Source organism: Anaerosoma tenue, assembly GCF_023161965.1.
Taxonomy (GTDB): domain Bacteria; phylum Actinomycetota; class Coriobacteriia; order Anaerosomatales; family Anaerosomataceae; genus Anaerosoma; species Anaerosoma tenue.
In genome coordinates, this window is the sequence record NZ_JALNTY010000002.1 from 529,368 (window position 1) to 542,636 (window position 13,269).

A 13,269-nucleotide genomic window follows, 5' to 3' on the forward strand; every position below is an offset into this window, starting at 1 on the left:
ACGCAGACATCCCGGAGGCATCGTGAGCATGAAGTCGAGCACCCGCACCCTGATACTCGGCGCCCTGGCGGTCCTGGTGACGCTCAGCGTGGCCTACCTGGCGGTCACGGGCTACCTCGAGAGCCTGCCGAATCTGGAGTACGCCATGGCCGAGCCGGCGGTGGAGAGCACCACGTACCCCGAGGTCAGCTTCGCCGTGATGAGCGACCTTCACTACTACGACACCTCGCTCGGCACGAGCGGGGAGGCGTTCGAGGAGGTCCTCGGCTCGGATCGTAAGTTGCTGCAAGAAACCGCCGACCTGCTCGATCTCGCTATCGATGACGTGCTCGCGTCAGGGGCCGACTTCGTCCTGGTGCCTGGGGACCTCACCAAGGACGGCGAGGTCGTCAACCACGACGCCGTCTCCGCGGCCCTCGCGCGCCTGGTCGAAGCGGGCGTGGAGGTCTACGTGGTACCCGGCAACCACGACGCCAACAACCCGGAGGCGTTCGAGTTCAGCGGCGCCGAGAAGATCCCGGTGCCCGCTGTCTCGCAGGAGGAGTTCGCCGAGGTATACCGCGACTTCGGCTACGGAGAAGCGCTGATGCGTGACGAGACCTCGCTCAGCTACGTGGCCGAGCCGGTCGACGGGCTGTGGATCCTGGCGCTCGACTCGACCCGCTCGGACGAGAACGAGCCCGGCGGGGAAGAGGTCACGGGCGGAGCGTTCACCCAGGCGCAGGTCGACTGGATCGAGGAGGTCCTACAGGACGCCCGGGCCGAGGGAGCGACGGTGATCGGCATGATGCACCATGGCGTCGTCGAGCACTGGGACGGCCAGGCCAAGCTCCACCCCGAGTACCTGGTGGAAGACTACCCGTGGGTGGGGGAGCTGCTCGCGTCGTACGGCGTGCGCGTGGTCTTCACCGGTCACTACCACGCGCAGGACATCGCGCTCGCCGACTACGGAGACAGCGGCTTCCTCTACGACATCGAGACCGGCTCGCTGGCAACGGCTCCGTGCCCGATCCGCTACTGCGAACTGTCCGGAGATGAGCTCGCGGTACGTTCCGAGACGATCGTGGACCGGCTGAAGCCCGGCACCGATTTCGGCGAGGAGGCGCGCGCCTTCGTGCTCGCCACGATCGCGTCGGAAGCGTATGACGTCTCGCGCGGCTACAACGTCGCCGAGGACCAGTCGCGCTACATCGCCGACCACGTGGCGCCGGCGTTCGTGGCGCACTACGAGGGGGACGAGGACCTCTCGGCTAAGCCCGCTATCGACAACAGCAAGCTGAACCTATGGGGCCGGTTCATCTGGTCGCAGCAGCGCTATGTGGCCGACGGATTGTGGGCCGATCCCGAGCCGGCCGACAACGACGTGGTGCTGCCGCTCACGGAATAAGGCTGAACGCGGCGCGCCGGCGTCCGTTCCGACGAACGGTGCCTGCTGCACGGCCGGCCCGTCCGTGTCGGCGTGGTACAGTGGGGACACTCTCGACCTCGAGATCGCGCGTGTCCTACCTCGGCTGGGGCACAGCGCGCCATCGGCATCAGCGCCCGCGGATCCGTCGCGATGAACCTGCTGGAGTCCCTTCAGACCGGCAGCCGCAGTCCGGAGTCCGTGCGATACGGCAGCTGCTCAGTGCCGGGTCGATCGGTTCTCCGTCATCTTCAGGAGACCCGATGTCACCCACCAAGCGGCTGAGGCCGGTTCGTGTCAGCGCGCACGTCCCGACGGCCATCGTCTACTGCGAAGCGAACTTCGGCGGGATCGATGGCAAGACGGCCAACGGCCTGGTCCGCCAGTCGGACAAGTACAGGATCGTCTCGGTCATAGACAGTGAGAAGGCCGGTCTCGATGCTGGCGAAGTGCTCGGCGAGGGGAACAACGGCATCACCATCCGCCGAGACCTCGCCGAGGCGGTTGCCGTTGCGGAGTGCACTCCCGACGTGTTCATCTTCGGTATCGCGCCTGCAAGCGGCCTGCTCTCCGTGCATGAGCGTGGCGTCGTGCTGGAGGCGATGAGCCGGGGGATGGACATCGTCAGCGGACTGCACGAGTTCCTCGGCGACGACCCGGTGTTCATTGCAGCCCAGGCGGAACACCAGGTGGCGATCAGGGACGTGCGGCGACCCCCCGCCAAGAGAGACCTCCGGCTCTTCGACGGCAGCATCGCTGCGGTCACGTGCCCGCGCATCGCAATCCTGGGAACGGACTGCGCCATCGGCAAGCGGACGACGGCAACGCTGCTCACACGCGCGCTGAACGAGCGCGGGATCCACGCTGTGATGATCGCGACCGGCCAGACGGGGCTCATCCAGGGTGCACGATACGGCGTCGCCCTGGACGCGATGCCGAGCCAGTTCTGCGCGGGCGAGGTGGAGGGCGCGGTCGTCAGTGCGTTTTCAGCGGAGCGCCCCGACGTGATCATCATCGAAGGACAGAGCGCGCTCGGCCATCCTGCGTACCTGTCGTCGGGGTTCATCCTTCGCGGCAGCCAACCGCAGGCCGTCATCCTGCAGCACGCGCCCGCTCGCAAGATCCGTTGCGACTTCGGGGGCCTGCCCGTTCCGTCGCCGGCCGTCGAGATCAACCTGATCGAGACGTTCGCCGATACGCAGGTGATCGGCCTCACCATCAATCACGAGGGGATGACCGATGCCGACGTCACGGCGGCCATCCTGATGTACGAGCTGGAACTCGGCATCCCGGCCACTGATGCCCTGACGCGCCCGGTCGACGATCTCGTGGAGATGGTGACCCGGGCGTTCCCGGAGATCGGCGAGCTGGAGAGAGAGGAGCGGGGCGAGGGTCAGGAGCCGCGCGTGCTCGGCGCGTAGCCCTCGCGCTCCACGAGCGCCCCCTGTCATCGCTGGTCCGCATCCAGCTAAGGCCGTACGTCGCCGAGCCGGCTTCACGCTCTCCGGACAAGAGCGAGTGTTGCTGATGCGTGGCAATGGGTACTGAGTATCAAGCGGCCGCAACGGGATGGCCGGAGCGCGGGGGTGCATCATGAGCGTATCTCGCCCTGTCCGGATCGTCCTGGCCGTGTGTCTGGTAGCCAGCATCTCGTTCGCTTCGGCGCCTGCCTTCGCGGCGCCAACGTTCTCCGAGACCGTGATCGCCGGGGAGAGCGGTCCTTACCTCATGCCACCAACTCAGGCCGCCCCGGAGATGGATGGGCGCCTCATCGTGTACGAGTACACGCCCGGGATCGGGGTGGCTCCCCTCGACACAGACATCAAGGTCTACGACATCGAGACGGGCGCGGTCCAGGAGGCGAGCGATCGTGCCGGCGACAACGACGTGGATGACACCAATCCCGATGTCTCGATGGACACGGTGGTCTACCAGAGCACACTCAACGCACACCTGAATATCTACATGTACAACACGAGTTGGTACAACTGGCGCGCGGTCACGAACGAGACCGCGGCACAGACGCTCCCGCGTATCTCGGGCCGATACATCCTGTGGCACGATGCAGGCTTGGACTACCTGAAGTACTACTGCGTCGACTGGCCGCAGTACATGAACCAGCAGGTACCCGGATCCGTGAGTCCTTACGAAGGCTCCTGGGACATCGACGGTGACACCGTTGTGTATGCGCGCGAACAGACCGCCGGCAACTTCACGTTCTACAAGTGGACCCTCTGGTCCGATGCCGCGCCCGAGGCATTCGGAACGCATCTCAACGCGGGAGATATCGCCGACGTCCGGCTACACAACGGCCGGATGACCTACACGTATGGGGCCGCGCTCGACAACGTAGGCGTGATGTTGATCCACGACGGAGATGCCGGGCCTCTGACATCCGGCGGGCGGGACGCCGACCTGTTCCATGAGATGTATGCGTACGAGATCATCCCCAACGACAACATCGGCTTCACGCTCAACGGCGTGTGGAGCACGATACTGGGGCTTCCCACGAACGTAGAGACCAACCCCAGCGCGTTCGGTAACCGTGTGGCGTTCGAGCGCGACAGTTACAACGGCGACATCATCATGACGCGGTCGTCCGAGCCGCTGGTGGATCGCACGGCCGGTGCGAATCGCTACGACACCGCCGCGGCCGTGAGCAAGCGGTACTTCCTCGCCGGCGCCGACAACGTGGTGCTCTGTACGGGCGAGGACTTCCCGGACGCGCTGGCAGCTGCCCCCTGGGCGCGGTTCCTCAAGGCGCCCGTCCTGCTGACGCAGCGGACGTCGGTGCCCGCGGCGGTGATGAACGAGATCGAACGCCTCGGCGCCACCAACGTATGGATCATCGGCGGCGACTCTGCGGTCTCCTCGGCGGTGAAAGCACAACTGGAGGCCGAGGGGCTCACCGTCAACCGCCAGCTGCAGGGTCCCGATCGCTACGCTACCGCCGCCAAGGTCGCCGACGCGCTCTACGATGCGCTGCTCGCCGACGGCCGGCCATTCAGCAACATGGCGTTCGTTGCGCGCGGTGATTCGTTCGCCGACGCGTTGTCGGTGGCGCCAGTGGCGGCCGCCACGTACTCGCCGATCATCCTCGTGAAGACGCATGCGCCGTTGCCGGCCGCCAGTGACGACGTCTTCGAGCGTCTCCCGATCTGGGAGGCCTTCATCATCGGGGGCACCGATGTGGTGGATGGCGACGTCGAGCTCGCGATCGAGCAATGGACGACGCTACACCTCGGAGCGAACAGTCCGGCTACCCGGATCGCCGGCGTGGACCGGTACGACACCTCGGCAAGGGTGCTGGGGAACGCTATCTCGATGAACTGGCTCGATCTCGACACCATAGGGGTTGCCACAGGCCTGAACTTCCCCGATGCCCTCGGCGGCGGCGCGGCCCTCGGCTCCTACGGGAGCCCGCTCGTGCTCACGCGCCCCGACGTGCTGTCACCGCCGGTGAAAGCCGTACTCGAGGATCATGCGTGGGAGATCGGACGGGCCGACGTCTTCGGCGGCTCCGATGTGGTCTCCGAGGGGGTGCGCAGCACGCTGTCCGGTCTGATGCCGTAGGCCGCCAGCTACGCACACAGGGAGTCTTCGTAGAGCTCGGGGATGCCGCGCGGGCGCCTCCGGGGAGCGTCGTGCGCGCCAGGTTTCCCGCAAGCAGCGGTGTTGAAAGAAACAAGTTTGTGGTATAAACTCCTTGCCGAGCAGACAAGGAGGCGTGCCACATGAACGAGATCACCAAGACGCAGCGTCGCACGCAGGCATACTGGTTCGTAGACGGTTTGGCCGAGATGATCGGCGGCGTCGCGCTTGCTGCCGTGGGAGTGTTGCTGTACCTCTCGGTCGTGGCCGACAACCAGGGCCTCGCCACTATGGCACTGTTCGTGATGATCCTCGGCTTCCCATTGAGCGCCAAGGCCGTACGCTGGGCGAAGGACGGTCTCACACATCAGCGCACCGGCTACGTGAGCTATCCACAGCCTTCAGGCAAGCGCCGTGCGACGAGTGCGGTCGTGGCGGGAGTGCTCGGCGTTGTCTTCGCGGCGAGCGCCATCACTCTCGGCGACCCCACGTTCGATGGCACGCTCGGCACGTACATGCTCCTTGGCCTTGGCGTGGCCGTTTCGGTTTCCCTCGCGGTCCGTGCCGGGCGGATGGGGATGCCGCGCTTCTACCTTTCCGCCGCGGCTGTGGCTGCCGCCGCGGCATGGGGCCTTGCGCAAGGGTGCGGCTTCATCGCCGGCATGGGAGCGGTATGGATGGCGCTGGGCGCGGCGTCGCTGATCACCGGCCTGACCGCGCTCGGGCGGTATCTGCGTGCGACCTCGGGCCTTCCCGGGGAGGCCGAATGAGCACGTTCGAGTTCGCTGCCGATCCGGACCGGGTGATCCACGAGCCCGCCCGGCTGAAGATCATGTCGGTGCTTTCCGTCGCTGAGAGCGCCGACTTCACGTACCTCATGCGAGAGACGGAACTCACGCGCGGGAACCTCTCGGTGCAGCTCAGCCGTCTGGAGGAAGCGGGCTACATCGCCATCGAGAAGACGTTCGTGGGAAAGACGCCTCGTACGACCGCCAGGATGACACCGGAGGGCAGGGAAGCGTTCACCGCCTACCGCGCCTACCTGGAGAGGCTGCTGGACGCCACGGGGTGAGGGCCGGGAAGGTCGTACGCATGAGTGGTCGATCGGCTGTGGTATGGTCGAGGGACCAGGGCTGACGGCACGTGGGATGTTGTCTGTTGCCGTCTCGGGGGGTGAGTCGTCGTGTCCATGAACCGGCACCCGGCCTCATCGCGCGCTGTCGTCCCGCACTCGAGCACGGATGGGAACAAGCCCCTCTCGCTGCTGCAGGGCACGTCATGCCGCCATCGTCGGATGTCGCCGGCGAGCGACCTGTGCCTCTGGAGGGCCACCACCCAGGACGTGCGGCTTCGCGACACGCATCTGGGACGGGCCTGGATCAGGTTCGTGGTCATGGGCGTCCCGCCTCCCGCGAGCCCCTGACGCCCGGGACGATCGCTTCGCCTCTTGAGGCGGCCTGTCGTCCGTCATCGGCGCGCCCGCACACTCGATCCCGCACAAGACACGCGCCACACAAGCGCTGCTGTTGCGTGCCCTTGCCCAGGAAGCCGATTGAGAAGTGAGGTGGGAATGGATGGCTCCAGACACAAGAGCGAGCACACGATCGCACCACCCCTGCACCCACGGCAGAACATGGCTGCCGGTAGTCCTGCTGCTGGCTGTGCTCGTTGCCGGGCTTGCCGGGTGCAGCGCCGAGGAGCCTGTGGAGCCGGAGCCCGAGACTGACGTGGTGGTAGAGCCTCCGGCGGAGGAGCCTGCCGAGCCTGCGGAGCCCGTGTGGCAGGAGCAGGTCTCGGGAGTGACCGACAAGCTGTACGGCGTCGCGTTCGTCGACCCCGATACGGGATGGGCGGTGGGCGGAGACGGCAGAGGCGTCATCCTCGGCACCACTGACGGCGGCACGACCTGGGCCGAGGTCTACACGCAGGACGACTACGCGTTCAACGCCGTGCACTTCATCGATTCGCAGACCGGATGGGCCGCGCATCAAGGCGATGGGGAGAGCGACATCGTCAAGACCACTGACGGCGGCCAGACATGGGAGAAGCAGACGAGCGGCGCGGTGCGCTCGCCGAACGACGTCTTCTTTGCCGATGCCGACCATGGCTGGATCGTGACCTCGGCCGGCCAGATCTGGGCCACCGCCGATGGGGGAGCTACCTGGGAGCAGCAGGAGTCCGGGGTCGAGGGCCTGGCCAACCACCTGTACGACCTCCACTTCGTGGACGCGCAGACAGGATGGGCTGTTGGCTGGGACCGTGACGGGGTGATCGTTGCCACCACTGATGGCGGTGAGACATGGACGCGCCAGGATCCCACCGTGGAGTTCCTGAAGGCGATCTTCTTCGTGGACGCGCAGAACGGGTGGGCCGTAGGTCAGGACGGCGCGGTGGCCACGACCGATGGTGGTCAGACATGGTCGGCACAGGATGCCGGGCGTCGCACCCTCGAAGATGTCTTCTTCATCGACGCTCAGAGCGGATGGGCGGTCGGCGCCGGGAGCATCGTGCTTTCCACGACCGACGGAGGCGCCACCTGGAACCAGGAGCGCGATGGCGGTGCGGGAACGCCGGTCCTGTACGGCGTGCACTTCCTGGATGCCGGGCATGGCTGGGTCGTTGGTGACGATGGGGTGGTACTCCATTACGGGATCCCGGAAGGGACGGATGGTTAGAAGGCAGGGGCGAGGCGGGTCAGAGCATCCGACTTCGTGTCGCGCCATAAGGAGAGATGATGATGGTTGGATCCAGACTTAGAAGGACGATGGCGCTGTGCTTGTCGGCAGCACTGGTGCTGATGTTGACGGGGCTCCCGGCCGCGCATGCGTTTGTAGACCCCGACTCCCTTGATGTGAGAGCTGCAGGGTGGTCCCTGCAGGACTCGGGACACACCGCCGATCTTCACAGCGTGTACTTCATCGACGAGAACATCGGCTGGATGGCAGGCGCGAACGGCACGCTCCGCAAGACCACCAACGGCGGTGAGAGTTGGCTCGCACTGACTCCGGGTACCTCGGTGTGGCTCTCCGGAGTGTTCTTCCTCGACGAGAGCACGGGGTGGGTCGTGGGCGACGGGGGTACCATCCTGAAGTCCACCGACGGCGGGACCACCTGGGCCGCACAGACCTCGGGCACGACCAAGAACCTGTGGGGAGTCCAGTTCGTTGACGAGAACAACGGTTGGGCTGTGGGCATCCCCGGCGGGTATGGTCCTCCGCCTCCCGGCGAGTACAGTCCGATCCTGCGAACCACCGATGGCGGCGAGACGTGGACGAACCACGGGAGCCTCGCGAACCAGACCCTGCAGACCATATTCTTCATCGATGCGACCACCGGCTGGGCCGCGGGCAACGATAACCTCATCCGTTCGACCGACGGTGGTGTCACCTGGGAAGACATCAGGCCGGACGAGACATGGCGGCTGTACTGGACGCCGTATTTCGTTGACGCCAATACCGGCTGGGTCGTTGGTGACAATGGACTCATCATGCACACCACCGACGGGGGGGACAGCTGGGTCTTCCAGGATTCCGGCGTTACCACGGAGCTCCTCGACGTGCACTTCGTGGATGCGAGCACCGGCTGGGTGTCGGGCAACGGCGGGCTCATCCTCGCCACCGACGACGGCGGCGAGACGTGGGTGGTCCAGCACAGCGGCGGAACGCGCTACATGCGCGATCTGTACTTCGTGGACGCGAACACGGGGTGGGGTGTTGGCGCTGGCGGCCACACGGTGGCCTACCGGTGGCCGCTTCCTGCGGTGACGCCGCTTGAGGGCGACGATCGTTACGCCACGGCGGTGGACGTGTCGCAGCGGGTGTTCCCCATCGGCGCTGAGACCGTTGTGATCGCCACTGGCGCCAACTGGCCCGATGCGCTCGGCGGCACCGCGCTCGCGGGAGCGCTTGACGGCCCCGTGCTGCTTGTGGGCACCAGCGTCGTTCCCTCGGTCGTGTCCCAGGAGATCGATCGCCTTGGTGCGACCAACGCGATCATCCTCGGCGGCACCTCGGCGGTGGGGGCAGAGGTGGAGACCGCCCTCAAGACGCAGCTCGGCTCAGACAACGTAGAGCGCATCAAGGGGAACGACAGGTACGAGACCGCCAACGCCGTGGCGTTGCGGGTGATCGCGGAACTCGGCGAGGACTACGACGGTATGGCGTTCGTGGCAACGGGCGCGGACTTCCCCGACGCTCTGGCTGCCGCGCCGCTCGCCGCCCGGCAGCACTGGCCGCTGTTCCTCGCGCATCCGGTGAACGGCCTCACGGCTGCTACGAAGGCAGCCATGGCCGATGTGACGGATGCTGCGGTTCTCGGTGGCACGGCGGTCGTCTCGACCAACGTGGAGACGCAGCTGAATACGGATCTGTCCGGTACCGTGCACCGCTTGTGGGGCGCCGACCGGTACGCCACCGCCGTGGCGGTCGCCACGTACGCGGTGAGCAACGCAGGTCATGACTGGGACCGGGTGGGTGTCACCACCGGGATGAACTTCCCGGATGCGCTGGCAGGAGGTGTCGCGCAGGGCAAGATGAACTCCGTCATGCTGCTCACGGCACCGGACACGCTCAGCTCGGCGCCTGCGGCGGCTCTTACGGCGAACAAGGCTGAGATCGACAGCGTCACGTTCTTCGGCGGTGCGAATGCGGTTGTGCCGGGTGTGAGAAGCGCCGTCCTCACCGCGGCTGGCGTGACGCCGTAGGTTCGTCCACTGCAACGTGTGGATAGTCCCGAAGGGCCCGTCTTCCGAACCACGAGGGCGGGTCCTTCGATTTGTCAGCACGTACCGTGACGATGCGTTCTGTCGGTTCATGTGGCACATCGCGAACCGGAAACCGTCGATTCCCAGGTCGGTGTGGACTGCCCGGCCGGTGCGGCAGACACTTGGCCTTGTGTCGTATCAAGAACGCATATCCCAACTGTCCGGCCATCCACTTCTCTGGGTGGCCGCAGCCGCGACCCTCGCCCTGACGGGAGCGTCGCCCGCGCTCGCGCTGCTCGCCGGTCTCGGCGCCGGAGTCCTCATCGGCGCTCCCGAGCGGCTCCAGCCGGCGCGATGGTCGAAGCGGTTGCTGCAGGCGTCGGTGGTGCTTCTCGGCTTCGGGATGCGTATCGACGCGGTCGCCCGGGTGGGGCTGTCATCGGCCGGCATGACCCTGCTCACGGTGGGCGGCACGCTCGTACTGGCGGCGGTGATCGGCCGGTGGCTGCGCGTGGACGCCGAGGCGCGCACGCTCATCGGGTCGGGCACCGCCATCTGCGGCGGCAGCGCCATCGCCGCCGTGGCTCCCGCGATCGGAGCGTCGCCCGTATCCACCGCTGTGGCGCTCTCCGTGGTCTTTGTGCTCAATGGCGTGGCGCTTCTCGTGTTTCCGTGGGTGGGCCACCTCCTGGGGATGACCCAGCAACAGTTCGGTGTATGGGCGGCGATCGCGATCCACGACACCAGCAGCGTCGTGGGGGCGGCATCGGCATACGGGGCGGAGGCCCTGGGCATCGCCACCGTTGTGAAGCTCACCCGCGCGCTATGGATCGCGCCGGTGGCGTTCGTTCTGGCGCGACTCCACGGTGGCGCGGCGAAGGGGCCCAAGATCCAGCCGTTCCTCATCGGATTCGTAGCGGCGTCGGTGGTGGCCTGGCTTGTGCCGGAGTCCGGGCTGTGGGACGGTCTCGCGTCGCTCGGAAAGACGCTCATGATGCCCACGCTCTTCCTGGTGGGCGCGACCCTCACGCCGGATTCCCTTCGTACGGTCGGTGTGCGACCGCTGCTCCTCGGCCTCGCGCTATGGGTGACGGTGTCGGTGACGACCGCGGCGCTCGTGCTCGGCGGCGTGCTGCACGTAGGGTAGACGCCTTCGCAGCCTGGCTCCAGCCCCTCGGGCGGGCCTGCGTCTGCCTGTTCGACATACCTTGTACCGCTATGTATAATGCTGCGAGGTATAGTCCTGCCGCGTCGGCGGCACCGAGCGCAAGGTGCGTCCATGGAGATCAACAAGGACCTCGTGGCAGCGTCCTCCACACCGATCGTCCTCGCCATACTGGCCGAGGGCGACAGCTACGGCTACGCGATCCTGCAGCGAGTGAAGGAGCTCTCCGGCGGACGCCTCGAGTGGACCGACGGCATGCTCTACCCGGTGCTGCACCGGCTCTTGCGCCTCGGCCTCGTGGAGTCGCGCTGGGAGGTGGCCGAGTCCGGCCGCCGCCGCAAGTACTACCGGATCACTGCCGACGGCCGGACGCATCTCGCCGAGCAGTGGCGGCAGTGGCAGGCGGTCGACGCCACGCTGCGGGGGATCCGGGACGCGCGCGCGGACGCCGTGGCTGCACTCCGTACGATCCCGTCTCTACTCACGTTCACAGGGAGTGTGACCTATGCATAGCGATGAGCGCGAGGCGCGTCTCGAGGAGCGTATCGCCGAGTGGCGGGCCTATCTGCTCGGGCACCAGACCATCCATTCCGCGGACGTTGCCGAGCTGGAGGACCACCTGCGAGAGCAGATCGACGGGCTCACAGAGGCGGGACTCGACGCTGACGAGGCGTTCCTTGTGGCCGTGAAACGCATGGGCGACCTGGACACGCTTTCCGCCGAGTTCGCCCGCGAGCACTCCGAGCGCTTGTGGAAACAGCTCGTCACGCCGGGTGCGGACACCAGCGAGGCCGAGACCAGTGCCCGGAGGGAGGGCGTCGTCGCCGTGGCGCTGGCGGTGCTCGCAGCACTGCTCATCAAGCTGCCGGCGCTCTTCGGGCTCGATTTCGTGGAGGATGGCGCGTTCTACGCGCGCAATCTCAGCTTCTTCGTCCTCCCCGTGCTCACCGGCTACTTCGCCTGGAAGCGCGGGCTTCTCGGCTCGGCCATGCTGCGCTGGCTGGGTATCGCGTTCGTGGGCGCCGCGGTGTTCGCCAACGTCTACCCGTTCGAGCCCGGAGGCTCCACGGAGGCGCTTACGGCGCTCCACCTTCCCATCGCGCTGTGGGTCGCGGTCGTGGGCGCCGCCTACGCGGGCAGCCGTTGGCGCGAGACAGCGGGACGGATGGACTTCGTCCGGTTCTCGGGGGAGCTCTTCATCTACTACGTGCTGATCGCCCTCGGCGGCGGTGTGCTGATGGCGTTCTCGGCGCTGATCTTCCAGGCCATCGGAGTGGACATCGAGCCGCTCTTCGAGTCGTGGATCCTGCCCTGCGGCGCTGCGGGTGCGGTACTGGTGGCGTCGTGGCTCGTGGAGGCCAAGAAGAGCGTGATCGAGAACATGGCGCCGGTACTCACGCGTTTGTTCACGCCGCTCTTCGCGATCGTGCTGCTGACGTTCCTCGGCACGATGGTCTGGACGGGCGCCGGCATCAACATCGAGCGGGAGGTGCTGATCGCCTTCGACCTGCTCCTGGTGCTCGTGCTCGCGCTGCTGCTCTACTCGATCTCAGCGCGCGACCCGCAGTCTGGCCCCGGCGTCTTCGACGTGGTGCAGGTGGTGCTCATCGTGAGCGCGCTTGCTGCAGACGCGGTGGCGCTCCAGGCGATCGGTGCGCGCATCTCCGAGTTCGGTTTCACGCCCAACCGCGTGGCGGCGCTGGGCATGAACGTGATCCTGCTCGTGAACCTCGCGTGGTCGGCGGTGCTTTACATCCGCTTCCTCGGCAAACGGGGCACATTCCCCGAGGTCGAGCGATGGCAGACCGGGTACATGCCGGTCTACGCGCTGTGGGCGGCTCTCGTGGTGGTCGCGTTCCCGCCGCTCTTCGGGTACCTCTGAGGTCGCGAGCGTTCCGCGCGGCGTCTAGGCAAGGGCGAACATCGTCACGAGTCTGATCTCGGGCGTGAAGTCGTCGTCGAGCACGGTCGTCTCGTACGCGCCGAGATCGAGGCTCTGTTGCGCCGCGAAGTCATCCATCACGCCGGTGATGTCGCGCCGCACGCGGGCGACGGCTTCATCCAGGTTCCCCGAATAGGGCGCGGTCACGATCCCGGTCTTCGCGTCGGCGGCCATCGGCACGCCCGGGAGCACATCGCCCGCGACGTTGGCGCAGAACTCCTTCACGTTGCCGGGCGGCTCCAGCAGTGTCGTGTCGGGGTGCACCACCATCACGAGCATCCCGTGGATCGACTGCGCATCACCCTTCTGGCGCTTCTTGTTGAAGAACCCCACAGCCACACACCCCCTTCGGGCGTGGGGATCGGCCGACGTTGAGCCGATGCCCCGCAGCCACGTCTGTTGGGACTTCGTACCCGACTGCTCATGCGCGCTCACCGTTGACCGGTATTGAACACGTGTTTAGT

Annotated in this window: 11 protein-coding genes; 10 read left to right on the forward strand and 1 reads right to left on the reverse strand. The window is 66.6% G+C overall.

Translation table 11 applies throughout. The features are described 5' to 3' along the window. Positions 1 to 28: 28 nt before the first annotated feature. The 10 genes from MSB02_RS07555 to MSB02_RS07600 all read left to right on the forward strand — a co-directional run bounded on the left by MSB02_RS07555 (position 29) and on the right by MSB02_RS07600 (position 12,745). A complete protein-coding gene (locus MSB02_RS07555; protein ID WP_267194650.1) occupies positions 29 to 1,387 on the forward strand; it encodes a metallophosphoesterase family protein in 1,359 nt (452 codons plus the stop codon). Positions 1,388 to 1,668: 281 nt separating this feature from the next. Then, the gene (locus tag MSB02_RS07560) at positions 1,669 to 2,826 is read left to right on the forward strand and encodes a DUF1611 domain-containing protein (protein ID WP_267194616.1); all 1,158 of its coding nucleotides are present in this window, start codon (positions 1,669 to 1,671) and stop codon (positions 2,824 to 2,826) included. A gap of 172 nt (positions 2,827 to 2,998) precedes the next feature. Then, on the forward strand, positions 2,999 to 4,978 hold the full coding sequence (locus MSB02_RS07565; RefSeq protein ID WP_267194617.1) for a cell wall-binding repeat-containing protein: 1,980 nt from the start codon (positions 2,999 to 3,001) through the stop codon (positions 4,976 to 4,978). 161 nt (positions 4,979 to 5,139) lie between these two features. Then, positions 5,140 to 5,766: a hypothetical protein gene (locus MSB02_RS07570; protein WP_267194618.1), complete on the forward strand. Its 627-nt coding sequence runs from the start codon at positions 5,140 to 5,142 to the stop codon at positions 5,764 to 5,766. Next, entirely contained in the window at positions 5,763 to 6,068 is a 306-nt protein-coding gene (locus MSB02_RS07575) for a winged helix-turn-helix domain-containing protein (protein ID WP_267194619.1), read from the forward strand. The genes MSB02_RS07570 and MSB02_RS07575 overlap by 4 nt, the downstream gene beginning before the upstream one ends. Positions 6,069 to 6,570: 502 nt before the next feature. After that, positions 6,571 to 7,671, forward strand: a complete 1,101-nt coding sequence (locus MSB02_RS07580; protein ID WP_267194620.1) for a WD40/YVTN/BNR-like repeat-containing protein — start codon at positions 6,571 to 6,573, stop codon at positions 7,669 to 7,671. 59 nt (positions 7,672 to 7,730) lie between these two features. Next, on the forward strand, positions 7,731 to 9,698 hold the full coding sequence (locus tag MSB02_RS07585) for a cell wall-binding repeat-containing protein (RefSeq protein WP_267194621.1): 1,968 nt from the start codon (positions 7,731 to 7,733) through the stop codon (positions 9,696 to 9,698). Positions 9,699 to 9,867: 169 nt separating this feature from the next. After that, the gene (locus MSB02_RS07590) at positions 9,868 to 10,845 is read left to right on the forward strand and encodes a YeiH family protein (RefSeq protein ID WP_267194622.1); all 978 of its coding nucleotides are present in this window, start codon (positions 9,868 to 9,870) and stop codon (positions 10,843 to 10,845) included. A gap of 132 nt (positions 10,846 to 10,977) precedes the next feature. Then, complete coding sequence (locus MSB02_RS07595) at positions 10,978 to 11,376, forward strand: PadR family transcriptional regulator (RefSeq protein ID WP_267194623.1); 399 nt, start codon at positions 10,978 to 10,980, stop codon at positions 11,374 to 11,376. Further along, complete coding sequence (locus MSB02_RS07600; RefSeq protein ID WP_267194624.1) at positions 11,369 to 12,745, forward strand: permease prefix domain 1-containing protein; 1,377 nt, start codon at positions 11,369 to 11,371, stop codon at positions 12,743 to 12,745. The genes MSB02_RS07595 and MSB02_RS07600 overlap by 8 nt, the downstream gene beginning before the upstream one ends. A gap of 24 nt (positions 12,746 to 12,769) precedes the next feature. Here the strand turns inward: MSB02_RS07600 and MSB02_RS07605 are convergent, their stop codons facing one another. After that, complete coding sequence (locus MSB02_RS07605) at positions 12,770 to 13,144, reverse strand: hypothetical protein (protein WP_267194625.1); 375 nt, start codon at positions 13,142 to 13,144, stop codon at positions 12,770 to 12,772. Positions 13,145 to 13,269: the final 125 nt, after the last annotated feature.